This is a genomic window from Blautia sp. BCRC 81119 (assembly GCF_003184505.1).
GTDB classification, from domain to species: Bacteria; Bacillota; Clostridia; order Lachnospirales; family Lachnospiraceae; genus Blautia_A; species Blautia_A fusiformis.
This window is the reverse complement of the sequence record NZ_QJHD01000011.1, coordinates 81875-108428: the sequence shown is the minus strand read 5'-3', so window position 1 is coordinate 108428 and position 26554 is coordinate 81875. Positions and strand designations below refer to the sequence as shown.

27 protein-coding genes and 1 pseudogene are annotated in these 26554 nt (G+C 45.4%); 4 read left to right on the top strand and 24 right to left on the bottom strand.

Annotated features, from left to right (window positions below; genetic code table 11):
- Window positions 1-19: 19 nt before the first annotated feature.
- The 11 genes from tuf to DMI82_RS08610 all read right to left on the bottom strand — a co-directional run bounded on the left by tuf (window position 20) and on the right by DMI82_RS08610 (window position 12416).
- Complete coding sequence (gene tuf, locus DMI82_RS08660; RefSeq protein ID WP_015526359.1) at window positions 20-1213, bottom strand: elongation factor Tu; 1194 nt, start codon at window positions 1211-1213, stop codon at window positions 20-22.
- Window positions 1214-1339: 126 nt separating this feature from the next.
- Entirely contained in the window at window positions 1340-3463 is a 2124-nt protein-coding gene (gene fusA / locus DMI82_RS08655; protein WP_255363785.1) for an elongation factor G, read from the bottom strand.
- A gap of 18 nt (window positions 3464-3481) precedes the next feature.
- The gene (gene rpsG / locus DMI82_RS08650) at window positions 3482-3952 is read right to left on the bottom strand and encodes a 30S ribosomal protein S7 (RefSeq protein ID WP_059086633.1); all 471 of its coding nucleotides are present in this window, start codon (window positions 3950-3952) and stop codon (window positions 3482-3484) included.
- A 229-nt stretch (window positions 3953-4181) separates the two neighbouring features.
- The gene (gene rpsL / locus DMI82_RS08645; RefSeq protein ID WP_015526360.1) at window positions 4182-4601 is read right to left on the bottom strand and encodes a 30S ribosomal protein S12; all 420 of its coding nucleotides are present in this window, start codon (window positions 4599-4601) and stop codon (window positions 4182-4184) included.
- A gap of 203 nt (window positions 4602-4804) precedes the next feature.
- Entirely contained in the window at window positions 4805-7327 is a 2523-nt protein-coding gene (locus DMI82_RS08640; RefSeq protein WP_110103085.1) for a YfhO family protein, read from the bottom strand.
- A 580-nt stretch (window positions 7328-7907) separates the two neighbouring features.
- The gene (locus DMI82_RS08635) at window positions 7908-8312 is read right to left on the bottom strand and encodes an ACT domain-containing protein (RefSeq protein WP_022426578.1); all 405 of its coding nucleotides are present in this window, start codon (window positions 8310-8312) and stop codon (window positions 7908-7910) included.
- A gap of 183 nt (window positions 8313-8495) precedes the next feature.
- Entirely contained in the window at window positions 8496-8753 is a 258-nt protein-coding gene (spoIIID, locus tag DMI82_RS08630) for a sporulation transcriptional regulator SpoIIID (protein ID WP_110103084.1), read from the bottom strand.
- 89 nt (window positions 8754-8842) lie between these two features.
- The gene (locus tag DMI82_RS08625) at window positions 8843-9517 is read right to left on the bottom strand and encodes a TMEM165/GDT1 family protein (protein ID WP_110103083.1); all 675 of its coding nucleotides are present in this window, start codon (window positions 9515-9517) and stop codon (window positions 8843-8845) included.
- 274 nt (window positions 9518-9791) lie between these two features.
- A complete protein-coding gene (locus DMI82_RS08620) occupies window positions 9792-10733 on the bottom strand; it encodes a TPM domain-containing protein (RefSeq protein ID WP_158526441.1) in 942 nt (313 codons plus the stop codon).
- Window positions 10734-10789: 56 nt separating this feature from the next.
- Window positions 10790-11356, bottom strand: coding sequence for a LemA family protein (locus tag DMI82_RS08615; RefSeq protein ID WP_110103081.1), 567 nt, complete (start codon window positions 11354-11356; stop codon window positions 10790-10792).
- A gap of 115 nt (window positions 11357-11471) precedes the next feature.
- The gene (locus tag DMI82_RS08610) at window positions 11472-12416 is read right to left on the bottom strand and encodes a ketopantoate reductase family protein (RefSeq protein ID WP_110103098.1); all 945 of its coding nucleotides are present in this window, start codon (window positions 12414-12416) and stop codon (window positions 11472-11474) included.
- A gap of 294 nt (window positions 12417-12710) precedes the next feature.
- Between DMI82_RS08610 and DMI82_RS08605 the strand changes: the two genes are divergently transcribed.
- The gene (locus DMI82_RS08605; protein WP_015526367.1) at window positions 12711-13799 is read left to right on the top strand and encodes a pyridoxal phosphate-dependent aminotransferase; all 1089 of its coding nucleotides are present in this window, start codon (window positions 12711-12713) and stop codon (window positions 13797-13799) included.
- A 320-nt stretch (window positions 13800-14119) separates the two neighbouring features.
- Here the strand turns inward: DMI82_RS08605 and DMI82_RS08600 are convergent, their stop codons facing one another.
- From DMI82_RS08600 to DMI82_RS08550, 12 genes and pseudogenes are all read right to left on the bottom strand, one after another.
- Window positions 14120-15046, bottom strand: a complete 927-nt coding sequence (locus DMI82_RS08600; RefSeq protein ID WP_110103080.1) for a hypothetical protein — start codon at window positions 15044-15046, stop codon at window positions 14120-14122.
- Window positions 15047-15832 carry a TatD family hydrolase gene (locus tag DMI82_RS20670; RefSeq protein ID WP_242981825.1) on the bottom strand — a complete coding sequence of 262 codons (786 nt, stop codon included), beginning with the start codon at window positions 15830-15832 and terminating at the stop codon, window positions 15047-15049.
- 24 nt (window positions 15833-15856) lie between these two features.
- Window positions 15857-16264: pseudogene (locus DMI82_RS20665) on the bottom strand (MOSC domain-containing protein); the annotation flags it as partial.
- Window positions 16265-16638: 374 nt separating this feature from the next.
- A complete protein-coding gene (locus DMI82_RS08590; protein ID WP_015526380.1) occupies window positions 16639-17127 on the bottom strand; it encodes a MogA/MoaB family molybdenum cofactor biosynthesis protein in 489 nt (162 codons plus the stop codon).
- A gap of 3 nt (window positions 17128-17130) precedes the next feature.
- A complete protein-coding gene (gene moaA / locus DMI82_RS08585) occupies window positions 17131-18120 on the bottom strand; it encodes a GTP 3',8-cyclase MoaA (protein ID WP_110103078.1) in 990 nt (329 codons plus the stop codon).
- Window positions 18120-18599, bottom strand: a complete 480-nt coding sequence (moaC, locus tag DMI82_RS08580; protein WP_021653088.1) for a cyclic pyranopterin monophosphate synthase MoaC — start codon at window positions 18597-18599, stop codon at window positions 18120-18122. Before moaC ends, moaA begins: the two co-directional genes overlap by 1 nt.
- Window positions 18600-18611: 12 nt before the next feature.
- Window positions 18612-20591, bottom strand: a complete 1980-nt coding sequence (gene metG / locus DMI82_RS08575; RefSeq protein WP_110103077.1) for a methionine--tRNA ligase — start codon at window positions 20589-20591, stop codon at window positions 18612-18614.
- A 315-nt stretch (window positions 20592-20906) separates the two neighbouring features.
- A complete protein-coding gene (locus tag DMI82_RS08570) occupies window positions 20907-21116 on the bottom strand; it encodes a hypothetical protein (RefSeq protein WP_110103076.1) in 210 nt (69 codons plus the stop codon).
- Window positions 21089-21535 carry a threonine/serine exporter family protein gene (locus DMI82_RS08565; RefSeq protein ID WP_021653090.1) on the bottom strand — a complete coding sequence of 149 codons (447 nt, stop codon included), beginning with the start codon at window positions 21533-21535 and terminating at the stop codon, window positions 21089-21091. The genes DMI82_RS08570 and DMI82_RS08565 overlap by 28 nt, the downstream gene beginning before the upstream one ends.
- Window positions 21536-21680: 145 nt before the next feature.
- The gene (locus tag DMI82_RS08560; protein ID WP_110103075.1) at window positions 21681-22436 is read right to left on the bottom strand and encodes a threonine/serine exporter family protein; all 756 of its coding nucleotides are present in this window, start codon (window positions 22434-22436) and stop codon (window positions 21681-21683) included.
- A gap of 252 nt (window positions 22437-22688) precedes the next feature.
- On the bottom strand, window positions 22689-23114 hold the full coding sequence (locus DMI82_RS08555; RefSeq protein ID WP_110103074.1) for a flavodoxin: 426 nt from the start codon (window positions 23112-23114) through the stop codon (window positions 22689-22691).
- A gap of 30 nt (window positions 23115-23144) precedes the next feature.
- Complete coding sequence (locus DMI82_RS08550; protein WP_022426572.1) at window positions 23145-23738, bottom strand: DUF3793 family protein; 594 nt, start codon at window positions 23736-23738, stop codon at window positions 23145-23147.
- A gap of 382 nt (window positions 23739-24120) precedes the next feature.
- On the opposite strand from DMI82_RS08550, the gene DMI82_RS08545 reads away from it, so the two are divergent.
- Both DMI82_RS08545 and DMI82_RS08540 read left to right on the top strand, forming a co-directional pair.
- Entirely contained in the window at window positions 24121-24525 is a 405-nt protein-coding gene (locus tag DMI82_RS08545; protein ID WP_015526389.1) for a Fur family transcriptional regulator, read from the top strand.
- 107 nt (window positions 24526-24632) lie between these two features.
- Entirely contained in the window at window positions 24633-25178 is a 546-nt protein-coding gene (locus tag DMI82_RS08540; RefSeq protein ID WP_015526390.1) for an NADH peroxidase, read from the top strand.
- An 88-nt stretch (window positions 25179-25266) separates the two neighbouring features.
- Here the strand turns inward: DMI82_RS08540 and DMI82_RS08535 are convergent, their stop codons facing one another.
- On the bottom strand, window positions 25267-25833 hold the full coding sequence (locus tag DMI82_RS08535) for an HD domain-containing protein (protein WP_110103073.1): 567 nt from the start codon (window positions 25831-25833) through the stop codon (window positions 25267-25269).
- 221 nt (window positions 25834-26054) lie between these two features.
- Between DMI82_RS08535 and DMI82_RS08530 the strand changes: the two genes are divergently transcribed.
- Entirely contained in the window at window positions 26055-26549 is a 495-nt protein-coding gene (locus tag DMI82_RS08530; protein ID WP_110103072.1) for an HD domain-containing protein, read from the top strand.
- The last annotated feature ends 5 nt before the right edge of the window (window positions 26550-26554 follow it).

The window sequence follows — 26554 nt, the reverse complement described above, 5'->3', positions numbered from 1 at the left end:
AATCTATATTCAGATTATATTACTCGATGATTGTAGCAACACGTCCTGATCCTACAGTACGTCCACCTTCACGGATAGCAAATGTAAGACCCTGGCTCATAGCGATCGGATGAATCAGCTCGATTGTCATCTCGATGTTATCTCCAGGCATGCACATCTCTGTTCCCTCTGGAAGGTTGCAAACACCTGTTACGTCTGTTGTTCTGAAATAGAACTGCGGACGATAGTTGTTGAAGAATGGTGTATGACGGCCACCCTCGTCTTTAGTCAGAACGTAAACCTGAGCTGTGAATTTTGTATGGCATGTAAGTGTTCCTGGTTTAGCAAGAACCTGTCCACGCTCGATCTCGTTTCTCTGAACACCACGAAGAAGTGCTCCGATGTTATCACCAGCCTGAGCCTCATCAAGAAGTTTACGGAACATCTCGATACCAGTTACAACAACTTTACGAGTCTCCTCTTTGATACCAACGATCTCAACTTCCTCAGATACGTGAAGAACACCAGCCTCAACTCTACCAGTTGCAACTGTACCACGTCCTGTGATGGAGAATACGTCCTCTACAGGCATTACGAACGGTTTATCTGTGTCACGCTGTGGGTCCGGAATGTACTCATCAACAGCATCCATAAGCTCCATGATCTTGTCTCCCCATGGGCCAGCCGGATCCTCAAGAGCTTTAAGAGCAGAACCCTGGATAACCGGAATGTCATCTCCTGGGAAGTCATACTCGGAAAGAAGATCACGGATCTCCATCTCAACGAGCTCAAGAAGCTCCTCATCGTCTACCATATCACATTTGTTCATGAATACAACGATGTAAGGAACACCTACCTGACGGGAAAGAAGGATATGCTCTTTAGTCTGAGCCATAACACCGTCTGTAGCAGCAACAACAAGGATAGCACCATCCATCTGAGCTGCACCTGTGATCATGTTCTTAACGTAGTCAGCATGTCCTGGGCAGTCAACGTGTGCGTAATGTCTACGCTCTGTCTGATACTCAACGTGAGCTGTAGAAATTGTGATACCACGCTCTCTTTCCTCTGGAGCTTTATCGATATCCTCAAAGTTCTCTACTACGTTTCCTGGAACTCTCTCTGCAAGAACTTTAGTGATAGCTGCTGTTAATGTTGTTTTACCATGGTCAACGTGTCCGATGGTACCAATGTTACAATGCGGTTTTGTTCTCTCAAACTTAGCCTTTGCCATTTTAAAATGTCCTCCTTAAAACTTGGCTCTATCAAAATTAGAGCATTTTTTCAGATTTAAACTTGCTAACCTTGATTATATTGCAAACCAAGGTTATTTGCAAGCATTTTATTATTTTATATCAGATCAGTCCTTTTTGGAAAGGATCTTCTCCTGTACAGACTTCGGAACCTGCTCATATTTCTCGAAGAACATAGAGTAGTTACCACGTCCCTGTGTTCTGGAACGAAGGTCTGTAGCATATCCGAACATCTCGGAAAGCGGAACATATCCACGGATCATCTTACCGCCGCCGATATCTTCCATACCCTCGATACGTCCACGACGGGAGTTGATATCACCGATAACGTCACCCATGTAATCCTCTGGTGTAGTAACTTCGACCTTCATGATTGGCTCAAGAAGAATCGGAGCTGCTTTCTGCATAGCATCCTTGAATGCAAGAGAACCTGCAATGTGGAATGCCATCTCAGAAGAATCGACTTCATGGTAAGAACCATCGTATACATTTGCATGTACACCAACTACCGGGAATCCTCCGAGGATACCAGCTTTCATAGCTTCCTCGATACCTTCGCCAATTGCCGGGATGTATTCCTTCGGAATAGCACCACCAACAACTGTGGACTCGAACTTGTACAGCTCTTCTCCGTTGGCATCCATAGGCTCGAATTTAACTTTACAGTGACCATACTGTCCACGACCACCAGACTGTTTAGCATACTTGCTGTCTACATCAACAGGCTTGGTGATTGTCTCTTTGTAAGCAACCTGAGGTGCACCAACGTTAGCCTCAACCTTGAACTCACGAAGAAGACGGTCAACGATGATATCCAGGTGAAGCTCACCCATACCAGCGATAATGGTCTGTCCAGTTTCCTGATCTGTATGAGCACGGAATGTCGGGTCCTCCTCAGCAAGCTTAGCAAGTGCCTCACCAAGTTTGCCCTGTCCAGCTTTTGTCTTAGGCTCGATCGCGAGCTCGATAACTGGCTCCGGGAACTCCATGGACTCAAGGATTACCGGATGCTGCTCGTCACAGATTGTATCACCTGTTGTAGTGAATTTGAATCCGATCGCTGCAGCGATATCACCGGAGTAAACCTTATCCAGCTCCATACGTTTGTTAGCGTGCATCTGAAGAATACGTCCAACACGCTCTTTTTTATCTTTTGTGGCATTCAGTACATAAGAACCGGAGTTCATTGTTCCTGAATAAACACGGAAATAAGCAAGTTTTCCTACGAATGGGTCAGTCATGATCTTGAATGCAAGAGCGGAGAACGGCTCATCATCAGATGAATGTCTCTCAACTTCGTTGCCGTCAAGGTCAACACCCTTGATAGCCGGGATATCTGTAGGAGCCGGCATATACTCAAGGATTGCATCCAGAAGTTTCTGAACACCTTTGTTTCTGTAAGCGGAACCGCAGCAAACCGGTACTGCTGTACACTCACATGTAGCTTTTCTGAGGACAGCTTTCAGCTTGTCTACAGAAGGCTCATCTCCCTCAAGATACTCCATCATGAGGTCATCATCCAGCTCGCAGATCTTCTCGATCAGCTCTGTATGATAAAGTTCTGCATCTTCCTGCATATCCTCCGGGATATCAGTAATGGAGATGTCATCACCCTTCTCATCATTGTAGATGTATGCTTTCATCTCGAAAAGATCGATGATTCCTTTGAAGTCATCCTCTTTTCCGATCGGAAGCTGAAGGCAGATAGCGTTTTTACCAAGACGAGTCTTGATCTGCTCTACTGCACCGTAGAAGTTTGCACCAAGGATATCCATCTTGTTGATGAATGCCATACGAGGTACATTGTAGGTATCAGCCTGACGCCATACGTTCTCTGACTGCGGCTCAACACCACCCTTAGCACAGAAAACGCCGACAGCACCATCAAGTACACGAAGGGAACGCTCAACCTCAACAGTGAAGTCTACGTGTCCTGGTGTATCAATGATGTTGATACGATGCTCAAGAGCACCTGGCTTTGGTTTGCAGTTCTCCTCAAGAGTCCAGTGACATGTTGTAGCAGCGGATGTGATTGTGATACCACGCTCCTGCTCCTGCTCCATCCAGTCCATTGTCGCTGTACCTTCATGAGTATCACCGATCTTGTAGTTAACACCTGTGTAATAAAGAATACGCTCTGTAAGAGTTGTTTTACCAGCATCGATATGCGCCATGATACCGATATTTCTGGTTCTCTCTAATGGATATTCTCTTCCTTCTTTTCCAGCCAATGAATTTTCCTCCTCGAATTAGAAGCGATAGTGAGCAAATGCTTTATTTGCCTCAGCCATCTTGTGCATGTCTTCTTTTCTCTTAACGGATGCACCTGTGTTGTTCATTGCGTCCAGAAGCTCATTAGCCAGTCTTTCTTCCATTGTCTTCTCGCCTCTCTTACGTGAGAACATTGTAAGCCAACGAAGAGCAAGTGCCTGACGTCTGTCTGCTCTTACCTCGATCGGAACCTGATAAGTAGCACCACCGATACGTCTTGCTTTTACCTCGAGAACTGGCATGATGTTGTTCATAGCCTCTTCAAATACTTCAATTGCTGGTTTACCAGCTTTTTCCTCTACTCTGGTGAATGCACCGTATACAATTTTCTGAGCAACACCTTTCTTACCGTCTAACATGATGTTATTGATAAGCTTGGTAACCACTTTGTTATTGTACATCGGGTCAGCCAGAACGTCTCTTTTCTGAGTATGTCCTTTACGTGGCACGTTACTTCCCTCCTTAATCATATTGATTATATCATCGGTACTCACGCAGTAAAACTATTGCATGTTCGCACTGGTAAGGTCCTATATTTAACCCGCAACCGACAGGGTATATGGAATACCGTACAAATCCTTATAGTCTTCCGCTGTAATACATTAGATGAATAATATCTTTGTAATCCTCCTGATTATCTGCAATCAGGAAGCGGCGTAGATTTCTGATCTACAAAAATTATTTTTTAACTTTAGGTCTCTTAGCTCCGTATTTGGAACGAGCCTGTTTTCTGTTAGCGACACCTGCGGTATCAAGAGTACCTCTGATGATGTGGTATCTTGTACCAGGTAAGTCCTTAACTCTTCCTCCACGGATAAGAACAACGCTATGCTCCTGAAGGTTGTGACCCTCTCCTGGAATATAACTTGTTACCTCGATACCGTTGGAAAGACGAACTCTGGCGATCTTTCTAAGAGCTGAGTTAGGCTTTTTAGGAGTAGCTGTTTTAACAGCAGTACAAACACCACGTTTCTGTGGAGCAGCCTGATCAACTGCTTTCTTTCTTAAAGAGTTGTATGTTTTCTGCAGAGCCGGTGCTGTAGATTTTTTAACAGCTGTCTGACGGCCCTTTCTTACTAACTGGTTGAATGTTGGCATTCCATTTCACCTCCCGATTTATTTCTCCATGGGCTTTCCCATGGGGCCTTGCGGTTGCTATTTACAAATTACGGCATGCGAAAATATAACGTTTCATTCGCACGCTTGCTCATTATAGACCGTAAATACAGGGCTTGTCAAGGTGTTTTATAAAGAATTTTTGCTGATTTTACAGGGGTTTTACACGGTTTTCTCCATAGATGTCACAACCTGCCGGAAATACCTATTTTTCTTCTGCTGATATACCAGAGTATTCCCAGTATTCCTGCTATTAATATAGAAAGAACTGCTCCCGCCTGCAGCCCCGGAGTCCGATATTTCATAATAACCGTATGTGTCCCGGCCGAAAGCTTTACACCGGTAAGCCCCTGGATGTTTTTCCCATCGACCTTTTTCCCATCTACATAAATCTGCATATCAGGATCATAAAATATGCTGAGAAGGAGCATTCCATCCTTTGCTGCAGCTATGGTACCCTTTCCATTCTTCAGATCCATCTGCCGGGAAGAAAGCATTTCATAGATCTCATCCAGGTCCGATTCCCGGTAAGTTCCCAGAACCGCTTCCTGCATTCCGGTTTCCGCAGTTACATGCACAACCGTATCCGTATCATAAGTGCCAAGATCCAGGAAATTATTATTCCAGTAATCGGATTTCTGCTCCTGGCCGTTGATCGTTACAGTTTCCGGCTCTGTCCCCGGAATATAGAGATACCCATGCTCCCCTTTTTTCAGCGAAATATCAAAATCCACAGTCCCGGCCCATACTGCTTCTGAAGACACCGTCTGCATTTTGTACAGTCTTTTTCCCGCAATACCGCTAAGCAGCCGGTTCTGAACCTCAAGTGGATCTGTTCCTTCCATTACATAGTCCAGTACGGAATCACTGACCATATATCCTGCTTTCAGTGCTCTCGGATTCTCATAGAGATCAAAAGACTGGCTTTCTCCGATTTTTTTATAAACAGTATGAAGCTTTCTTGTATTCCTGCAAAACAGATATCGTATTCCCAGAAGCATATCCGTCACTTCCGTGGATCCCGCATACTGAAAACGATTTTCCAGATTTTCAAAGCCCATGTTTTTTACAAAATCCCACATTACCTCTGTATTAGTAGAGGAATACATAGATATCCCGTTCAGCTGATACAGCATCTCTTCATTCCTCACAAGAGGATTTACGATGGCGGCACGGTAATCCACCTGATCCACACCGGCAGATTCCAGTAATCCACAAACCTCCTGCTCACTTTCCACATAAATATCACGGTTTGCGGTTCCATTATCTGTAATACTGACGATTCCGTGAATTCCTGTCTCTGCAAGGATCAGCACTGCCAGCACCAGATATCCCAGCTTTCGGATCTCCACACAGCAGAAGGCATGACCGGACAGTTTTCCACAGATACACCGTTCCGTCCACATAACCAGAAAGAATACTGCAAGAACCCCTGCTGTAAGCAGAAGTCCCCAGATATTTCCGCTTTTGATCCCCACAACGATACAGAAGCCCTCTGCAGCGATCAGTCCGGCAAAAATTCTTCCTGTGCTTTCATTTTCCACATTTCCCCATGCATCACAGGACATTTTCAACAGCAGAAATATCAGGATGAACACAAAACGATTGGGGATTCCCACAGGTTTATGCAATCCGTGAAAAAGCAGATTCAGCGCTGTGATATGGATCCCCGCAAAATACAAAACGATCAATATACCTGTTACGATTTTTTCTGCTGTGCGGATTTCTTTATTCAGAAAATAAATCCCGGCAAAAAGCAGCACTGCACAGCCACAGTAAAGGTTCACATCTCCCTGGTCGCCGGATTTTACAAAGGACAGGGAATCCTCGAATAATGCTCCCAGCTGTTTCCAGATATCTCCGTACACTCCCGAAAGTCCGGTGCCTGCCTTTTCCGCCGCTGCAGTTCTGGATACCGCAGCAATTCCGGGGATCAATGTGATTCCTGCAAGTCCGGCTCCGGCAACAGACGCCCCGGCAAATTTCAATAACGAAAAACGGATTTTCTCCGGCCGTCGACCGGATTCTGCCGCAGCCAGCTCTGCCAGATAATAAAAAGCAGCAAATGTGCATAACATAAATCCCATATAATAGCTGGTTAAAATACAGTACCCCAGCACCAGACAATACCCTCGCCATTTTCCGGTATGCACCAGCTGTTCAATAAGATATGCAAGCACCGGAAGAAGCATGATACAGTCCAACCACATCACATTGCTGTAATAACCTATAAGAAAATCAGACAGTGCGTACATACAGCCAAGAGAAACTGCCATACTTCCTCTGCCCGGATATTTTTTCCCGGAATACCATGCCATGGATACGCTGCAAAGCCCTGCCTTGATCAGAATCACCGCAGTGACAGCCTCGTTTACATACATGAATTTCATAAACAGCAGTATTAGGAAGCTGAACGGACTGCAGAGATAATAGCAAAACAATCCGTAAAAATTATATCCCATGGCATGTGCGGACCAGGTCCAGCCCGTTCCCTTTCCAAGCTGCTCTGAAAGTTCCCTGTAAAAGGCTGTATACTGATGGACTCCATCTACCACCAGCGCCGAATTTTCTCCAAAAGGATAAACACCCTTCAATGCAAAGCCCAGCGTAAAGATCAGCACCGGAAACAGAAACGCCAGGAGATAGATCCACCCTCTGTTTCCCTGTTTTTTGTTTTTTTCCGCTTTCTGTATTCTTATTGGTCTCATTTCATTTCCTCGTCTGTCTGTAGTAATTCCAGTCCGTTCTGTTCTGGACAGCTGAATTATCTATCGGCTGTTATTTTCTGAAATACTGTTATTTCTTTTCCGTCTTTTTTTCTGATCCTCTGTATTCTGTAAATCAAATATCTGCGTTTTACTTTATCGCCTGCTCATAAACTTGAACATTTTTGCAAAACAGATTATAGCATGTTTCCTACTGTATCATGTTTTTGTGAAATTACTGCGAATTTTTCAGAGCAAAAGAAAAAAGCTGTCACATCCTTGGAGACACAGAAAACTCCGCCGACGTAACAGCTTCTTTCTGAAGGAATCTGTGTACGCTGATCCACAGATCTCTTCATGGGTGTAATTATTAACTTTATGTGATGAGTTTTTTAGTTCCCGGCCTGTATGATACGGATATTCACATATCCTGAGGTGGCTGTTTACAGGTTAAGAACTATTATGGATATATGATAGCATGGCCATATACATTTGTAAAATTGATATTTCGTGTTTATAATATAGAATATTTTAATATTTATCAAACGGATAAAAGCCTCAACCACACGGTAAAATCCTGTTTTTATAAAACGGTATAGCCTCTGGATTTCAGGCAGGATCTCACTTCCATGATATCCTCGGTATGGAATACCATGATCGGCTTGCCGGAATCACGGTTAAAGGAGAGGTACAGATAATCCACGCTCACATTACTGTCCTTCAGTGTAAGAAGCAGATCATTCAGATTTCCGGTCTTATCCTCAACCTCCACTCCGATCACCTCGATCACGTGGCAGAGATATCCTGCAGCGATCAGAGCCTCCATTGCCTTATCCGGCTCCGAAACTACCATTCGTACGATTCCGTACTCTGCGCTGTCATTGGTCACAGAGCCCAGAATGTTGATATCCTCGTCCTTCAGGATACCGGTAATGTTCTGCATGACACCCTTTTTATTTTCTGCATAGATGGATAACTGTTTCAGCATGATAAAATCCTCTCTTTCCTATGTACTTTATTTTGCTGTTCTATCATATGATAAATCTTCGCACATCTTATCAGGTATGTCAACCAGAGCAAGCCGGATAATAACACAGACATTCATATTTTAGTTTACCCGGCTCCATAAACACTGATATTTTATGATCAGCATTTAACCCGGCCCGCCTGTTCACCGCATGTGAGCATGGAGATATTTTTCCCGAGTAGCGATACCTCCCCGGATATGTCGCTCCTGCTTGTTTACATCCAGTACCTTGCGAACTTCTATGGCCAGAGCCGGATTGATCATTTTCAGGCGTTCTACGCAATCCTTATGTACCGTACTCTTACTGATCCCGAATTTCTTAGCTGCCTGCCGCACCGTAGCCTTTGTTTCAACAATATATCCTGCGATCTCAACTGCACGTTCTTCAATATAATCCTTCACTGCCAAGCCCCCGAAGACGCTTTTTTACAGTGTATGCGAAGGCTTTTTCAGGTATGAGCCCTATTCTGCGCAAAGCTCCTTATAATAATTTAATTCTTTTTCGCCTGCTTATAAAGCACAAGACAGACGATCACAAACACAACCGTAACCGCTACGGTAAGCGGAAGGATCATAGAAGAGCCCGCCCCAAGCAGAAGGCCAAATCCCTGTCTCAGCGTCAGGATTCCAAAGATGGAAAAAATAACAAATGCAACTATATTGAGGATTCCCTCCGGTGCCTTGCTTTTCAGAAGATATCCGATCAGAAGTCCGATCACATCCGCTGCAAAAAGTCCCAGTGAACAGGCAAGCCATACCACAACCGCTGAACTCAGTCCCTCATTGGCACCAAATGTAATTGCGGTAAGCTGTGTCTTATCCCCCAGTTCCGCAACAAAAAATGTGCAGAATACAGACAGCGGTGCAAATCTGATCTTACGATCCTTAACATTCTCTTCCTCATCATCGTCACCCTTCAGTGTTGTCACCGCAAAAAACAGGAACGCTGCACCTGCGATCAGACGGATCAGCCAGGTAGGGACCACGGTACTGATAATACCTCCTGCAAGCACTGCCAATCCGTTGAGCACCAGGACAGCAACACCGGTTCCAAGCAAAATATCCTTCAGCTTGAACCTGGAAGTCATTGCCACCAGCATCAGCTGTGTTTTGTCACCCATTTCCGCAATAAACTGGGTAAAAAGCACTTTCATAAATAACAGCATTTTTCTTCTCCTTTGCATATTCATCCGCTCCGGAGCCATAAAAAAAGACCCACGTATACTTTATCTCTGTAACAGAAATAAAATATACATGAGTCTCATTCTTTAAGATTTGCCAGGTGCATGCACCAGTATGTTGACAAACCACGTCTACACGCGAATTACTCCCTCACGGAATTGATTTTCGTCATTGTAGCAAAGTTGAGAAATTTTGTCAAGAGCATTAAAAAGCTCCGCCTGTGCTGTACAAGAGAACCGGCGATTCATGCCGACACCACTAGAAATCCCTGCCTGCACCGCCACCGCCGAAGCTTCCTCCGTCTCCGGAGCTTCCGCTGTCGTAACTGTCATAATCATCATCTCTGTCATCGTCATTACCGGAACTTCCGCCGCTGCTTTTTCCCCCTCTTCCCAGGATCCAGCTCAGCGGAAACAGGGAATTAAAGAGCCGATGCAGTACACTCATACGGCTGAAATTCTTTTTCCAGTAGTCTGCGGTATCCTTTCCCGACAATTTCATTATCAGGCCCTTCAGAACCAGAACCATAGTTACGATAAGAAATACAGGCAGCATCACGCACAGCAGATATGCGCCCACCATGAGCAAAACGATCATCACAAGCCCCAGTGCGATCTCCCAGACAGTTCCATCCTCCTCATCGTCGTCCACATCCTGCTGCACCTTCTCATACCTGGGAGCTGTTATTTTCTCCAGGCCGTATTCCTCACGGATCTCATTTAGCAGTGCATAATAAAGCTCCACGGTACCTTTTTCAAACTGATTGTCTTTATAGGAAGGAACTGCATATTCATCCAGAAGTCGTCCGGTCTTTGAATCAGGCAGCTTTCCCTCAAGACCGTAGCCGACAGATACCCAGACTTTACGGTCCGAAACCGAAAGGACGATCAGGACACCATTATTTTTCTTCTTTGAACCAATTCCCCATTTGCGGCCGGTTTCCACTGCATAATCACTGATGTCTTCCCCATCGGTGGTATCCACGGTAAGGACAACCAGCTGCGCTGTGGTATCCTCATACAGCTGCTCACCAGCCTTGCAAAGCTCTTCCTTCCAGGTATCGCTGAAAACCCCTGCATAATCATTAACATAGAATTCTTTTGTGGCAGACGGGATCTTCCCGAAAGCTGCCAGCGTACTTCCGGACAGCGTCAATACAAAAGCCAGCAGCACAGCCATCCGTCCGATCCATTTTTTCATAGGATATTCTCCCTCTATCCGTTCTTTCATTTCATCAGAACAATGGTCTGATCTGATCACTCTGCCAGCATATCCCCTACATCCGGCGTATCTGCTGCTGAAGCATCGGCCTCAAAATATGACGCCTTCTCAAAGCCAAGTATGGAACCAAATACATTCCCGGGGAATTTCACAAGCCTTGTGTTATAAGCTTTCACAGCCTCATTATAATCTTTTCTCGCTACAGAGATCCGGTTTTCACTTCCGGACAGTTCATCCATCAGGCCCACATAAGTAGTATCACTTTTCAGTTCCGGATAATTTTCCACCACAACCTTCAGACCGGAAAGTGCACTGTCCATCTGCTGATCTGCCTCAGATTTCTCTTCCACGGTATCTGCATTCATCAGCTGGTCCCGCGCCTCCAGAACCCTGTCAACAACCCCCGTCTCATGCTTCGTGTAACTTTTTACCGTGCTGACGAGATTCGGGATCAGATCTGCACGTCTCTGCAGCATGGTATCCACATCAGCCTCTGCAGTTTCCACAGCTTCTTTACTTCCGGCAAGCCCGTTGTAACTGAGCATAAGTCCTCCGGCAAGGACCACGATCACTGCAATAACAGCCAAAAATACTTTCTTCATCTCTTTTCCTCCCTTCCGGTATCACAGATAACCTTTCAGCCTGCGATACAGGATTTTTTATATCCCCATTGTACCAGAGCATACAGGATTCCACCAGAAAAACTCACCTTTTCGGTCAGAATTTTTCTGCCATTTCCATAAGTCCCTGATATATTTTTTCGGAAAGCGGAATGGAAACACCAAGTCTCTTCGCTTCTTTCACAATATAGCCGCTGAAGGTTTCCAGCTCCGTCTGTTTTCTCCGGATGCGAAAATCTCTCTGCAGGGAGCTGGTTGCATTATCTGCATGTACATGACGGAATTTATGGATCACCTCATTGATGTGCTCATCCGTCAGCGCAACCCCCTTGGCCTGACCTACACTGGCAGCTTCCCATACAAGCTTCTCATACTGCTGCGCTTTCACCGGATCTCTGCGGAGCTCCCCGATGGTATTATCATAAAAAGCAGTCATCACATTAAAGGCACAGTTGAGGATATACTTCCTCCAGATCTCCACCTCGATATCCCCCTGATCCTTATAGTCAATATCCGCACCTTTCAGGATCCCTGCCACTTCTGCAACTTTCTTCTGCTGCCGTTCATCCGCATCTTTTATTCCAATACAAAGCCACGTAAACGTATCCTGCTGGGAAATGGAAAAATCCTCATTGGCAAAAGCCACCGTATAGATCAGCGAATCCACAACCGTTCCCTTACCAACCAGACGGCGGATGTTTTCTCCCGGATCCACACCATTCATCACAGGAATGATCACTGTGTTATCCGTGACCATGTCCCGGATACTTTCGCACACCTCAGCCAGAGAATAATTTTTTACACAGATAAAAATATAATCCTGCTGTCCCATATCCTGAATTGGAACTACCCGCTCTGGCTTTGCCACGATCTCACCCTTATAATCACTGTGGAGCACCAGGCCTTTTTTCCGGATGCTCTCTGCCCTGGCGCCACGTGCAACCATCGTCACATGCGGATACGCCTTCGCCAGCAGCCCGGCTATGTAACCACCAACACCACCAATTCCGATCACTGCGATCTTTTTCTCTTCTGTATTCATATTTTCTGTTTCCTTTCCTGCTGTTTCTCCCTGAAAACTTACCCGCCCCGGAAAAGATGTGGATATTCGCGGTCCGCATTGACAAACAGCATGGATATTCACAATCCGCATTCGCTACCTGCTCATTGTATCAAATATTCCCATACATTTCCAGAAAGCAATTTTCAGTAATATCCTGTTCAAAAAATATAGAAAAATACAGAAACTTTTTATCCCGTCTTTTTTTGTCCCGGATTCTGGTGTATACTGGATATAAATTTTTTACGAAAAAAATAAAAATGTGAGGTGACAAAAATGGATACCAAACCCGTTTTTCACGGAAGTGATATAGAAAAGATCTGCAGCTACTACAATCTGAAAAAAGAAAACATCGTCAAATTCGGTGCAAATGTCAATCCTCTGGGACTTTCCCCAAAAGCCGGCAGAGCCATTGCAGAACACGTGGATATCCTTTCCTCCTACCCGGACAGAGAATACACATCCCTTCGGAATACGATTTCCAGCTACTGCAATATTCCCGCTGATTTCATCCTTCCGGGAAACGGCTCCAGCGAACTGATCTCCCTTCTGATCCAGGAGCGTGCCCCGAAGCACACTCTGATCCTTGGGCCTACCTATTCTGAATACTCCAGAGAGCTCTCCTTCTCCGGAAGTACCCAGGAATACTACCACCTTCAGGAAAGCAATGATTTCGAGCCGGACATTCCGGATCTCTGCCGGAAGCTGGAGCAGGGCTATGATTTTCTCATCCTCTGCAACCCCAACAATCCGACCTCCTCTGCCATCACCCAGGAAGAGCTTCGCAGACTTATCGGTTTCTGTGCAGAAAAAAATATCTTCGTGATGATTGACGAAACCTACGTGGAATTTGCCCCGGATATCAACGCCATCACCGCAGTTCCGCTGACACGGGAATTCACCAATCTCATGGTACTCCGCGGCGTATCCAAATTCTTCGCCGCTCCCGGAATGCGCCTGGGCTACGGCATCACCGGAAATATGGACTTTCTTGCAAAAATGCGCGAAAAACAGACACCATGGTCACTTAACAGCCTTGGTGCCTTTGCAGGAGAGATCATGCTGCAGGATGAAGATTATATTAAAGAAACCAGAAATCTGATCCTTTCCGAACGCGACCGGATGATCCGGGAGCTGAGGGACACAGACACCTACAAAATCTATCCCGCCTATGCAAACTTTATCCTGCTCCGAATCCTGAAAAACGGACTGACCTCCTATGACGTATTTGAAGCCTGCATCAGACAAGGCATGATGATCCGTGACTGTTCTTCCTTCCAGTGCCTGGACGGGGAATTTGTACGATTCTGTATTATGATGCCAGAGGATAATTCACGGCTTGTTAAAGTGCTGAAATCGCTGTAAAAGCTGTACAATACAATCCGAGATTTCCGGATCCCCTGTTTTATGCCTCCGATGCCTGACAGACATTTCTGTCAGGCATTTTTTTACCTGCATATTTTTCTGCAAGGATCATAGCATCCCTTACTGCTTCGTCGATCCCGTAGCTTCCCTCATGAAACATTCTTCCACCAAAGATAGCCTTCACTTAGGGATTGTAAGAAAAACAGTTTTTGAGTGACGTCTTCAAGCGGTGACAAAAGAAATAACGACCATACAAGAGTAAGAATGCTCCTGTGTGGTCGTTTTCTTATGCTCAAGTACCGAAATGGTATGCGAGGTTATTATTCTTTATTTTTATCTTCACCAAAATATATCATCTTACCAGAAATAGGCTCTCTTTTAGGTTCTATATATTTGGTTCGATATATTTTGCTTCTAAACTCCTCTAGTGATGCATCAATATCGTCAAAGATATTTTGGTATACCAAAGTGTAAGTATAGCCATGTTCAGTTACTTCTTTTGATAGAAAATATTCTTTGTCTAAATCTGATGTTTTTGTTGCACATACCGGAAAGTTTCCCTTCCCGTCTTCTAACAGATTGAAATGATATGCTTCTGTTTTAAACTGGATAACAATCTTTCTGATTTTATCATAGATTGAATCATATGCCTTCTTGCGAATACACTTGTTTGCAAAGATAAAATCTAGATTACCGTAAGCGTTATCCAATGTTCCCAACTCAACTGATGAAGCAAGTTGGTAACCGTTCATACAATGCATAAATGTTTTTTGGTAACCTTCCATTTTTGACTGATACAGTTTTTCCAATTCTTTTTCAACATCTGTATTTTCATCAAATGGAAGAGAAATATTTTCTTCATACCAAGAAATCAGGTTGTCTTTTGCTCTGTGTTGAATTTCTTTGTCTTCAGACAATAGAGAGAACATTTGATTCCACTCATTTGAACGTTCTTCCCCAAATGCTTCTATGATTAAATTAGTTGGAGCATCCATATCAAGATGCTTTATTTTTCTCAATTCTTTTAATATATTAGTTGCCTGAATCCAAAACTCTTCCATAGCTTTATGTCTTTCAACATAATATTCTGTAATGGACATTATGAATCCAAGAACGGCACTACCAAGAAGAGCCATAGAAACATCATAATATATGCAATTACTGTCTTTTCCGATTACAAATGCAGCCACTAAAGCCAACAATGAAACTATTAGAGACATAATCGTTAGCCACTTTTTTGCTTTCATTTACTCACCGCCCTTATTAAGCAACATCTTCAACGCATTACTCTCCGTCACAGCCACAACCTCCTCGCAGCTGATTCCCTTAATCTCCGCAATGGTCTTCACAACCTCCGGCAGATACAGGGAGCTGTTTCTTTTTCCACGATTCGGCACAGGTGCCATGTAGGGGCAGTCGGTTTCAAGCAGGATCTGATTCAGCGGTGCATACTCTGCCACTTCCTTCAGCTTCCGAGAATTCTTAAAAGTAACCACTCCGCCGATTCCAAGATAAAGTCCCATATTCAGATACTCTCTTGCAATTTCCTTACTATAGGAAAAGCAATGGATAACTCCGCCGTACATCCCATCCTGCATATATTCTTTCACAATATTCAGCGTATCCTCTGCTGCATCACGGCTGTGGATCATAAACGGGAGCTTTTTCTCACGGGCGATATCCATCTGCTGGCGAAATACCTTCTGCTGGAGAAGATGCTCTTCCTTCTCCTTATGCCAGTAATAATCCAGGCCGATCTCGCCTACAGCTACCGTTTTTTCCATGTCACAATATCTGCGGATCTCATCCAGCACAGCTGCATCCACCTTATCCGCATCATCCGGATGAACACCCACTGCGCCATAAATAAAAGGATACTTCTCAACCAGATCATAAACCCGGTCAAAATGTCCCACAGAAGCACACACATCCACAATATGCCCGATCCCGTTCTCCTGCATACTATCCAGCATGGCAAAACGATCCTCATCAAAAGCCTCATCATCATAATGTGCATGGGTATCAAAAATCATAGCTTTATCCACAGTCATCTCGTCACCGACGGAAACTTTTCCACCTTTCAGCACTCTTGTAAACACACCTTCCCGGGGCATGATGCACTCACCCATCTTCTGAAAAATAGCACAGCCATTGTGGCACTCCTTTCCGATCTGAGTCAGCTCCAGCACAACCTCACCACAGCGAAATCTGGTGCCAACCGGAAGCTTTGCAAAATCAATCCCTTCCACAACCAGGTTCTCACCAAAAGCACCATCCTCAACCTCTGCACCCTTTGCACGAAATGCATCGATCTTTTCACCGGAAAGAAGACTCACCTGCCGATGCCACTTTCCGGCATGAGCATCCCCCTCAAGCCCCCAGTCCTCCACAAAAACCGCAGACCCCACATTCCTCTTCTGAGTCCCCTTCTTCTCACTGATACAAACCGCAAGTACTTTTCCCATAACAAACTCCTATTAATCACACATCATTACCAAATTTATTCCTATATCACACCAGCAATATTGATTTCCAAAACCTACCACATGTAACTCTCAAGCCTCAGGAATTATGAATCGCTGGAGATGAATTTTAATCATAAAACCTACCACATCCAACAGCCAGCCCAACGGAGGCAGGACCAGTACGGTGACGTTAGCGGAGCGGCCGTCGAGAGGCGAGTATAGCTGCTGCCACCGAGCGCCCTGTTTGAGCCGCAGGCGAGTTGGCGCGAATGGCAGCAAACCAGCGACGCAGCCGAACAGGCCGCGCAGCGTGTCACCGTACTGGCCCTGCCTCCGTTGGGCGTCCGTTCGTTAGTCTAAGTATACACCACACACTACCGTCCGCATTCTCCAGCATCGCCGGTCAAAATCTCAATCCCATGCCCCAACGCCTCAATAATAACCTCCAGACACTCCCTGACAGCCTTAGGGCTCCCCGGCAGATTAACGATCAACGTCCCCTTCCGGATCCCGGCCGTAGCCCGGCTCAGCATCGCCCTCTTCGTGATCGTCAGACTAAACGCCCGCATCGCCTCCGGAATCCCCGGCACACGCCGCTCGATCACATCCTCCGTAGCCTCCGGCGTCACATCCCTCTGAGAAAACCCGGTACCACCCGTAGTCAGGATCAGCTCCGCAAGCCCCAGATCTGCGATCTCAGCCATCCGGCTTCCAAGCATCCCACGGTCATCCGGCAAAACATCCACAGAAACAACCTCATACCCGGCCGCCTCCATAATCTCCTTCACAGCAGGACCACTGAGATCCTCCCGCTCTCCTCTGTACCCCTTATCACTAGAAGTGATCACAGCAACTCTCTTCATCACTCAACCTCCGATCTGAGCCATACAAAGCTTCTCCGTCTTATCATCCTTCTGTTTCTCCAGACCTCCGCCAAAAACATGCCCGTCCGGTTTCTCCGCCAAAGCCTCCAGGATCACAGCCTTCAGCACCTCATCCGAACCACCACTGCGGATCACCTCCCGAAGATCCCTTCCCGCCGCATACTGCAGACAGGTCTTCAAAAAGCCCTGAGAAGTCAGCCGGATCCGGTTACACTCCCCACAGAACTTATGGCTCACCGCACTGATAAACCCGATCTTTCCGGAAAAACCATCCACATCATAATAATGACACGGTCCATTCCCAAGAGGCTCCCCAACATACGGCGAAAACCGCGGAAGCTTTTCCCCAAGGATCCGAAGCAGTTCCTCCTCCGACACCCCATGAAATTCTTTTCCCATCCCAATGGGCATCATCTCAATAAACCGCACATGCACCTTGTGATCCCTGGCCAAAAGCGCCACCCGGCAAAGATCCTGCTCCTGGATCCCAAGAGGCACACAATTGATCTTCAGTGAAATCTCCGGATACTTCATTGCCTCCGAAATCCCTTCCAGCGTCCGCCCCAGTTCATCCCGCCGCGTGATCCGCCTGCTGCAGGCCTCATCCAGCGTATCCAGGCTGATATTCAATCCGTCCAGCCCCGCCCGGGCAAAATCACTCATCTGATCTTTCAGAAGCACACCATTTGTAGTCAGAGTCACCTTCTCGATCCCCGGCATATTTTTCAGTTTTTCCACCAGCTGAGGCATCCGCGGCCGTACAAGCGGTTCCCCGCCGGTCAGCTTGATCTTCCGGATACCCAGCTCTGCCATCACCCGGCAGATCCTCAAAATTTCCTCTTCCTGCAAAATGAGGGAGCGCTCCACATGTTGCACTCCCTCCTCCGGCATACAATAAATACACCGCAAATTACATCTGTCAGTTACGGAAATCCTGAGATAATCAATATTTCTTCCGCACCTGTCTATCATTATTTTTCCTCAAAACGGAAATCTCCGCTTTTGCCTCCTGTTTTTTCTTCCAGATGGATATCAGACATGACCATGTGCTTGTCAATTGCCTTGCACATGTCATAAATGGTAAGAAGCGCCACCTGAACACCTGTCAGGGCCTCCATCTCCACGCCTGTTTTTCCCTCTGTTTTTACCGTGCAGAATACACGGATCACTCCCGCATCCTCATCGGTCTCAAAATCCACAGAACACTTCTGGATGGGAAGTGGATGGCACATGGGGATCAGCTCAGAAGTACGCTTCACACCCATGATACCTGCCACACGGGCCACACCAAGTACATCACCCTTTTTCACATTTCCGCTTTTTACCGCGGCCATGATCTCCGGGCTTACCTGAATGGAACCCGTGGCTGTTGCCGTACGGTGAGTGACCGGTTTGTCGGACACATCCACCATAACAGCATTGCCGTTTTTATCAAAATGATTCAATTCCATATCTGTCTATACTTAGCAGATCTCAGCGCCTGCAGGCATCTCTTTCTCCGGTACCATCAGGGAAAGATTTCCGTCTGCATCCTCTGCACAGAGGATCATACCCTCGCTGAGGATTCCGGCAAGCTTGGCAGGCTTCAGGTTTGTAACGACCATAACCTTTTTGCCCACCATTTCCTCTGCGGAATAATGAGCCTTGATTCCGGATACGATCTGACGAACCTGGCTTCCGATCTTAACCTGAGAGCAGAGAAGTTTTCTGGATTTCTTAACCTCCTCACAGGCGATGATCTCACCAACCTGGAACTGCAGCTTCTCAAAATCATCGAAAGTGATCTCCGGCTTTGCCTCGATATCGATCACATTCTCTGTTTTCTCCTCTTCTACCTGTTCCTTCGGCTCTTCTTTCGGCTCTTCTTTCTTCGGATGAAGCTTCTCAACCTTCTCAAGAACCTCTTTCAGGTCAAGTCTCGCAAAAAGGATCTCCGGTTTGTCGGTTACGCGGTTTCCTGAAGGATAAAGACCAAACTGCTCCATCTCCTCAAGAGTTCTCTCGTTTGCGTTGAGCTGTACAAGAATACGCTCTGTTGTACGCGGCATAAAGGATTTCAGAAGAGATGCGCCGATGCAGATTCCCTCAACCAGGTTGTAGAGAACTGTTGCAAGACGATCCTGCTTTGTCTCATCCTTTGCAAGTGCCCATGGCATTGTCTCGTCGATATATTTGTTGCAGCGTTTAAACAGAGAGAATACCTCTGTGATAGCATCTGCCACACGAAGCTTGTCCATTTTTGCGGAAACGTTCTTCGGAACCTGAAGGATGAAGCTCTTAAGATCCTCATCAACCGGCTCAGTAACATTCTTATTCTCAACGACTCCGTTAAAATATTTGTTGGACATGGAAATTGTACGGTTTACAAGATTTCCAAGTGTGTTTGCAAGGTCGGAATTCAGTCTCTCAACCATCAACTCCCATGTGATCACACCGTCATTCTCAAATGGCATCTCGTGGAGTACAAAATAACGAACAGCATCTACACCGAAGAACTCAACCAGCTCATCTGCATAGATTACATTTCCTTTGGATTTACTCATTTTTCCATCGCCCTGAAGCAGCCATGGATGTCCGAATACCTGTTTCGGAAGCGGAAGATCCAGAGACATCAGGAAGATCGGCCAGTAAATGGTATGGAAACGGATGATATCTTTTCCGATCAGGTGAAGATCTGCCGGCCAGTATTTGTTGAATTTATCGCTGCTGTTTCCGTCGCAGTCATAGCCGATACCTGTGATATAGTTTGTCAGGGCATCCAGCCATACATATACAACGTGCTTCGGATCGAAATCTACCGGGATTCCCCATTTAAAGGATGTTCTGGATACACAGAGATCCTGAAGTCCCGGAAGAAGGAAGTTGTTCATCATCTCGTTTTTACGGGACTCCGGCTGGATGAAATCCGGATGTGTGTTGATGTAGTCAATAAGCTTATCTGCATATTTACTCATTTTGAAGAAATATGCCTCTTCCTTGGCAGGTACGCATGGACGTCCGCAATCCGGACATTTGCCGTCTACAAGCTGGGACTCTGTGAAGAAGGACTCACATGGTGTACAGTACATTCCTTCATAATGACCCTTGTAGATATCTCCCTTTGCATACATTTTTTTGAAGATTTTTTTGACCTGCTCTTCATGGTCTTTATCTGTTGTACGGATGAATTTATCATAGGATGTGTTCATCAGATCCCAGATACGTTTGATCTCACCGGAAACGTTATCTACGAATTCCTTCGGTGTAACACCAGCCTCCTCAGCCTTCAGCTCGATCTTCTGGCCATGCTCGTCAGTACCTGTCTGAAAATATACGTCATAACCCTGCTGTCTTTTAAAACGTGCGATCGCATCCGCAAGAACAACCTCATAAGTATTTCCGATATGTGGTTTACCGGATGTGTACGCAATGGCAGTGCTGATATAATATCTCTGCTTTTCCATCTTTTCTTTCCTCCATAAATATAAAAATAAAAAAACGCCTTCTCATACCATAACGATATGAGAAGACGAGTTATTACCCGTGTTACCACTTCTTTTCGTTCCTGCCTCGCGGCAAAAACCTCATCAGGTACAGCAAGCTCTATACCCTTCCGCTATAACAGGCGGTCCTGTCACTGCCTGCCGGTATCCGTTAAATCGGACATTCGCACTTCGCTTATCGCGTTTAAACCGGTTCAGCAATGCCTCTCCGAAGCCATCTTCCATCTGTGCCTGCACATCCCTCTCAGTCTCGGAACTCCTGCATAAAGTGAACCTTTACCATTCACTCTGCCGCAGATCTATGACATCAACTGCGTCACAGCCTGCATCTAAAAAGTCCTCCGGGGATTTCCCTGTAGTACGGTGTACACATGTACTCTCTTCTTCCATGAGTTTTCCATATGGGAAAATCGTAACACATTTCTGATGGTTTGTAAACGGGGAATTTCGATACTGTATTACATTCTCCTCTGCCTGTACATCCACCGCCACGCCATCCGGAACGCAATAGTTGTCAGCGTCATTCCTGCTGCCATGCTCACCGCAAAAAGGATCGTATAGATTCCGTCTTTCTGGAATTTCGCCCAGTCCTTCATCAACATCCAGTTCATTGTCCGGTAAAGTGCTGCTCCCGGAATCAGCGGAATTGTCGCGGAAACCAGAAATACAGTTACCGGCGTTTTATGAATTCTTGCCATACATTCTGCATACAAGGTAATAGCTACTGTTGACCAGAAACCGCACACATACGGACTTGGCGTTATGAACTCTACTGCCAGATATACAGCCCAGGACAGGCATCCACCCAATGCCGCAAACCAGAGTTTTTTTCCATGGATATTAAATAATGCCGCAAAGCCGAGAGATCCTGTGAAGGATACGACCAGCTGTATGATTTCCCGCATATTTTCCTCCTGAATAAATCATAACTACTCTCAAATACTCCCATTATCTGCTGCATTTCGCTACTCCACAATTGATACAGTATGTAACCTCCTCATTCACTGCTTATTGCTTTTCGCAACCTTCAAGAGAACTTCCCTGATTCGGTTAAAACAACAGATTCGCCACCGTAAAACCAAGGCCCACGACCAGTGCCAGCAAAAGTGCCTCCATACATTGGATCAAACCTGTAATGGTATCTCCTGAAAACATATCACGCAATGAATTGGTAAATGCAATTCCCGGTATCAGAAGCATGATATTTCCGATACTGATCAGATCCGCATGATGTCCAAGCCCGATCAGAACTGTAAGATTGGAAAGTACTCCGCCGGCTCCGCAGCAAAGAAGCACTGTCAGCAGCGAGTTTAATGCGCCCTTTTTTACAAAAGCCTCAAACAGCTTCAGAGCGATACCAATCAGCGCAGAAGCAATCATATCGTTGACATCTCCTCCGAAAAACACGGAAAAAGAACCTGAAATTACAGCATAGATCAAAATCTGCGTTTTAAAAGAATATCCTTGTTTATCCCGGATCTTTTCCAGCCCCTTCTGGATCTCCTCCGGCTTCGGCCGATACTCACAGATGTATCTGGAAAGCTGGTTCAGGTCATCCAGCCGTCCCAGATCATTGGACATTCCCGGCACACGCCGCGTCTGGGTGCAAATACCGAAATCCTCTCCATAAATAGTCGTCACAATACTGGATGTGATAGAAAAAACATCTGCCCGGGTGGCTCCATATGCCAGGCAGATCCGCCGTATGGTATCTTCCACACGTCCAACCTCTGCTCCGCAGCAAAGAAGCTGTTCACCAATTGTCATCGCATAATATAAATACTGTTCCGCTTCCTCCCGCGTCATCCGGCATCCCTCACTTTCCTGCTTTATTTCATTTTTATCTATTTTAGGACACGTAAATATTAAAATCAACAAGGATTTTTTGTCTTAATATTCATTTCTTCTATATTTTCTCAAAGTAATAAGCAGATATTTTCGCTCAAAATAAAACACCACCCGGACAAAAAAGATATCTATCCCTTCTGTCCGGATGGTGTTTGTATTTGAGAATCCAATGCTCTGCTCAGTTTTTATTTATTTGAAATCTAATATATCTTATGCAAGTTTTCCGCCAAGTTCACGGCAAGCTGCAAGTCCTTCATCATCAGGTGTGTTGTTTACAATAAGCCCCTCATCCTCAACAAGCTCAGCACCAGCATCCTTAGCTCTGCCACACCAGGTTCTCATCCACTCACCATCGCCCCAGTCATAGGAACCGAAAAGCGCAACTTTCTTACCGGAAAGTTTGCCTTCCAGATCAGAGAAGAATGGCTCGAACTCACCATCCTCAAGCTCCTCATCTCCCATTGCCGGACAACCAAGTGCCAAAACATCATAAGAGAGAGCTTTATCTACATCTGCATCTGCAACTTCCATGATCTCAACATCCGCACCAGCTGCTTTTGCACCTTCCTCAACAGCCTGTGCCATTGCCTCTGTGTTGCCTGTGGAAGACCAGTAAATAATTCCTACCTTGCTCATCTTAAAAACCTCCTGTTTTTAAACTTTATATTATACGCACATCTGAGATGTACAGAGATGCTTCATACCAACAACCTGCAAAATCGAATACCCCGCACGGATCTGCGCCGCAGTAAACTCCCGGCACTTATCATAGCTGTCAAAAATCCTGCGAGCCTGCTCCACATCATCATAAACCTTCCAGTAACCACACATCTTGCAGCCACTGCCTCCGAACTTCCGGAAGCCCTTCACGTCTTCAATGGGATAACCCAGGAAAAGTCCGATCTCATGAGGAAACTCCGTCTTATGAAAAAATCTCTCCTTCAAACGGGCGATCATCTCATCCAAAGAACTATCTATATTATACCCATCCTGGAGCAAAAGTTTCCTGGCTTCATCCTGCTTAAGATATTCCTGCAGCATATCCGGCCGGTACACCAGAAGAAGATAATGCTTCCTGCATCCACAGATGATCTCCATACGGATACCTTCCCGTTCAAGACTCTCCTCATAATCCGAAATGATCTCCGGCAGCTCCGGCATTTTTTCCTTGGAAAAGGAAACAAGATTCGCCGGTTTCATTCCCATTAATACAGGGGAACAATGATAACCCATGACAGATTCAAATTTTTCACAAGTCATTTACATTCTCCTTTACGTTTTAGTTAGATTCTTCTAACTATTGTAAATATACCGCCAAAGTTAGTCTTTGTCAACTTATTTTTTAAAAATTTTCCTTGCGGACTTTTACTGATAAAATCCTATCATTAAGGGCACAATATTCCTTATAACAAACACTCTGTCAGACATCCGACTGCCAGTTCTCACCATTTAACCGAATCAAATAAGTCCTCTGCAGGGTTGCAAATATCCCCTACACCCGCAGCGTAAAAATACTCATTTACATCCAGCTCATAAAATGAAAATATTTCAGGATAATCATATCCAAACCTCTTGACAAACTTCCCTCTGCCATGTATTATAATATCAGTAACAATTACTATTACTGAAAGGGGGAAACATTATGGCAGCACTTAAATACAGCCGTCAGCGAGAATCCATCAAGGAATTTCTGAGATCCAGAACAGATCATCCAACGGCAGATACAGTATACGAGAATCTCCGACAGATCTACCCGAATATCAGTCTCGGAACTGTCTACCGTAATCTTTCTCTTCTCAGTGACATCGGTGAGATCCGGAAGCTGACCAATTTCGGAAGCGCGGATCGCTACGATGGAAGGGTCGCACCACACTCACATTTCATGTGTACCAGATGCAACCGGGTGATCGATATGCAGTCAGACAGCCTTAACGGAATTCTTGAACAGGCAGCTGCAGAATTTATCCACGGAAAAGTCTTTGACGTAGATGCAAGCTTCTATGGGATCTGCAAGGAATGCCTGAAAAAAGAAGAAAAACAAGCTTGACAAAACAAAGATCACATGGTATCATAAAATAGTAATAATTACTATTATTAATTTAGAAGAAACAAAAACAAACAATATATTTCAAAAAAGAAAAGGAGATCATTACTATGGCTAAATGGGTATGTACAGTATGTGGATATGTTTATGAAGGCGAGCAGGCACCGGAAGCCTGTCCAGTATGTAAAGCACCAGCTTCTAAATTCCAGAAACAGGAAGGCGAGCTCTCATGGGCAGCTGAGCACGTTGTAGGTGTAGCTAAAGGTGTCAGCGAGGACATCCTTGCAGACCTGAGAGCGAACTTCGAGGGCGAGTGCTCTGAGGTTGGTATGTATCTTGCAATGGCTAGAGTTGCTCACAGAGAAGGATATCCGGAAGTTGGTATGTACTATGAAAAAGCAGCTTACGAGGAAGCAGAGCATGCAGCTAAATTCGCAGAGCTCCTTGGTGAGGTTGTAACAGACAGCACAGAGAAGAACCTTCAGATGCGTGTAGAGGCTGAAAACGGCGCTACAGCAGGTAAATTCGACCTTGCAAAACGTGCGAAAGCAGCTGACCTTGACGCAATCCATGACACAGTACATGAGATGGCTAAAGACGAAGCAAGACACGGCAAAGCATTCGCTGGACTGCTTAAGAGATACTTTGGTAAATAAGAAATCCGCATAAAATCGGAATTTTTACAAGAGGGAACCACGTAAAATGGTTCCCTCTTTTTTAATGTTTCTGATGGAGATGTGCAAATTAGTGTACAGATTTTTCAATCTTCCGCACACTATCTGCTCTTACCTGCTCCCGAAACTCCGTCAGATAATCTGAGAATTTCACCTGTTCATTTCCGTAGGTCATCTGCAGGTTATATTCCAGTGGGATCCAGGTTTTGATGTCGGATTCATTGTGCTGGATCAGCGCTTCCAGTTTGTCCAAAGCTTTGTAGATTCTGGATTCCAGAGTCTGCTGTGCTTCCATTTCCTGATACAGTTCTGCCATCTCTTTATCAAATGGTTCCGGCAGAGTTTTCACCCATTCACCCAGCACATCGGCTTCTTTTTCTGAATCTTTTACTGTTTTTTCAAAAGCTGGGATATCCCCGGTAAAAGCTTCTCCCATATCATGGATCAGACACATTTTCATGATCTTCAGAAGATCTGCCTCCGGAAACTCGTCGCTGACAAAATATGCCATCAGAGAAATTCTCCAGGAATGCTCCGCAACACTCTCCCGCCTGCCTCCGGATGTATAGCAATGACGCACTGCATCTTTTAATCGTTCTGCAACAGAAAGTACTTCAATCAGTTTTTCTGGTTTCATATTCGTTCTCTCTCCTCCGTCTTTTCATAATATTTTCACTGACACCAATTCTGTTCATTACTATACCATATCTCCGGTCATGGAAAACAGATGAAAAACAGAAGATTCCATTCTGAAAAAATTTGTCTCAACTAATTTATAAAAAAAATATAAACTTTATTGCATTTTTCTCCATAATAGTCATAATGAAATTATAAACAAAAGAAAGAAGGTGATTGCCGATGGATATCACGGTGTCGGATGAGGTCTCACAGGAATATCATGCGCTTGTGAAGAACATCCTCTGTAACAGAGAGTTCCTGAAGCTGAGCCTGTACACCCACCACCAGTGGACCACACGGCTCATGCACAGTATCAATGTTTCTTACCTCTCCTGGTTCATTGCCAGGAAGCTGGGATGTGACGAGAAAGCCGCCGCAAGGGCAGGGCTTCTCCACGATTTCTGTCCCTATGACTTCAGGGCGGAGACACCAACCGGTGAGCATCAGGCGTTTTATCACCCGAAGGCCGCCGCAGACAACAGTGCCGCACACTTTGATGTCACAGACAGAGAGCTGGATGCGATACTCTCACATATGTTCCCTCTGGGACCTCTTCCACGCAACAGGGAAGCCTGGATCATCAGCTTTGCCGATAAAGCCTGCGCCATCGCGGAAAGCTGCCATATCGCCATTGCACTGGCCAGACGGAACCGGATCGTCATCAATCCGGCATAATTTCC

What these genes read in the sequence shown, in the direction of transcription:
- tuf (WP_015526359.1), bottom strand. Translation starts at nt 1,213, where the DNA reads ATGGCAAAGGCTAAGTTTGAGAGAACAAAACCGCATTGTAACATTGGT.
- rpsL (WP_015526360.1), bottom strand. Translation starts at nt 4,601, where the DNA reads ATGCCAACATTCAACCAGTTAGTAAGAAAGGGCCGTCAGACAGCTGTT.
- DMI82_RS08640 (WP_110103085.1), bottom strand. Translation starts at nt 7,327, where the DNA reads ATGAGACCAATAAGAATACAGAAAGCGGAAAAAAACAAAAAACAGGGA.
- DMI82_RS08635 (WP_022426578.1), bottom strand. Translation starts at nt 8,312, where the DNA reads ATGCTGAAACAGTTATCCATCTATGCAGAAAATAAAAAGGGTGTCATG.
- DMI82_RS08625 (WP_110103083.1), bottom strand. Translation starts at nt 9,517, where the DNA reads ATGCTGTTATTTATGAAAGTGCTTTTTACCCAGTTTATTGCGGAAATG.
- DMI82_RS08620 (WP_158526441.1), bottom strand. Translation starts at nt 10,733, where the DNA reads ATGAAAAAATGGATCGGACGGATGGCTGTGCTGCTGGCTTTTGTATTG.
- DMI82_RS08615 (WP_110103081.1), bottom strand. Translation starts at nt 11,356, where the DNA reads ATGAAGAAAGTATTTTTGGCTGTTATTGCAGTGATCGTGGTCCTTGCC.
- DMI82_RS08610 (WP_110103098.1), bottom strand. Translation starts at nt 12,416, where the DNA reads ATGAATACAGAAGAGAAAAAGATCGCAGTGATCGGAATTGGTGGTGTT.
- DMI82_RS08605 (WP_015526367.1), top strand. Translation starts at nt 12,711, where the DNA reads ATGGATACCAAACCCGTTTTTCACGGAAGTGATATAGAAAAGATCTGC.
- DMI82_RS08600 (WP_110103080.1), bottom strand. Translation starts at nt 15,046, where the DNA reads ATGAAAGCAAAAAAGTGGCTAACGATTATGTCTCTAATAGTTTCATTG.
- DMI82_RS20670 (WP_242981825.1), bottom strand. Translation starts at nt 15,832, where the DNA reads ATGATTTTTGATACCCATGCACATTATGATGATGAGGCTTTTGATGAG.
- DMI82_RS08590 (WP_015526380.1), bottom strand. Translation starts at nt 17,127, where the DNA reads ATGAAGAGAGTTGCTGTGATCACTTCTAGTGATAAGGGGTACAGAGGA.
- moaA (WP_110103078.1), bottom strand. Translation starts at nt 18,120, where the DNA reads ATGATAGACAGGTGCGGAAGAAATATTGATTATCTCAGGATTTCCGTA.
- moaC (WP_021653088.1), bottom strand. Translation starts at nt 18,599, where the DNA reads ATGGAATTGAATCATTTTGATAAAAACGGCAATGCTGTTATGGTGGAT.
- metG (WP_110103077.1), bottom strand. Translation starts at nt 20,591, where the DNA reads ATGGAAAAGCAGAGATATTATATCAGCACTGCCATTGCGTACACATCC.
- DMI82_RS08565 (WP_021653090.1), bottom strand. Translation starts at nt 21,535, where the DNA reads ATGCGGGAAATCATACAGCTGGTCGTATCCTTCACAGGATCTCTCGGC.
- DMI82_RS08560 (WP_110103075.1), bottom strand. Translation starts at nt 22,436, where the DNA reads ATGACGCGGGAGGAAGCGGAACAGTATTTATATTATGCGATGACAATT.
- DMI82_RS08555 (WP_110103074.1), bottom strand. Translation starts at nt 23,114, where the DNA reads ATGAGCAAGGTAGGAATTATTTACTGGTCTTCCACAGGCAACACAGAG.
- DMI82_RS08550 (WP_022426572.1), bottom strand. Translation starts at nt 23,738, where the DNA reads ATGACTTGTGAAAAATTTGAATCTGTCATGGGTTATCATTGTTCCCCT.
- DMI82_RS08545 (WP_015526389.1), top strand. Translation starts at nt 24,121, where the DNA reads ATGGCAGCACTTAAATACAGCCGTCAGCGAGAATCCATCAAGGAATTT.
- DMI82_RS08540 (WP_015526390.1), top strand. Translation starts at nt 24,633, where the DNA reads ATGGCTAAATGGGTATGTACAGTATGTGGATATGTTTATGAAGGCGAG.
- DMI82_RS08535 (WP_110103073.1), bottom strand. Translation starts at nt 25,833, where the DNA reads ATGAAACCAGAAAAACTGATTGAAGTACTTTCTGTTGCAGAACGATTA.
- DMI82_RS08530 (WP_110103072.1), top strand. Translation starts at nt 26,055, where the DNA reads ATGGATATCACGGTGTCGGATGAGGTCTCACAGGAATATCATGCGCTT.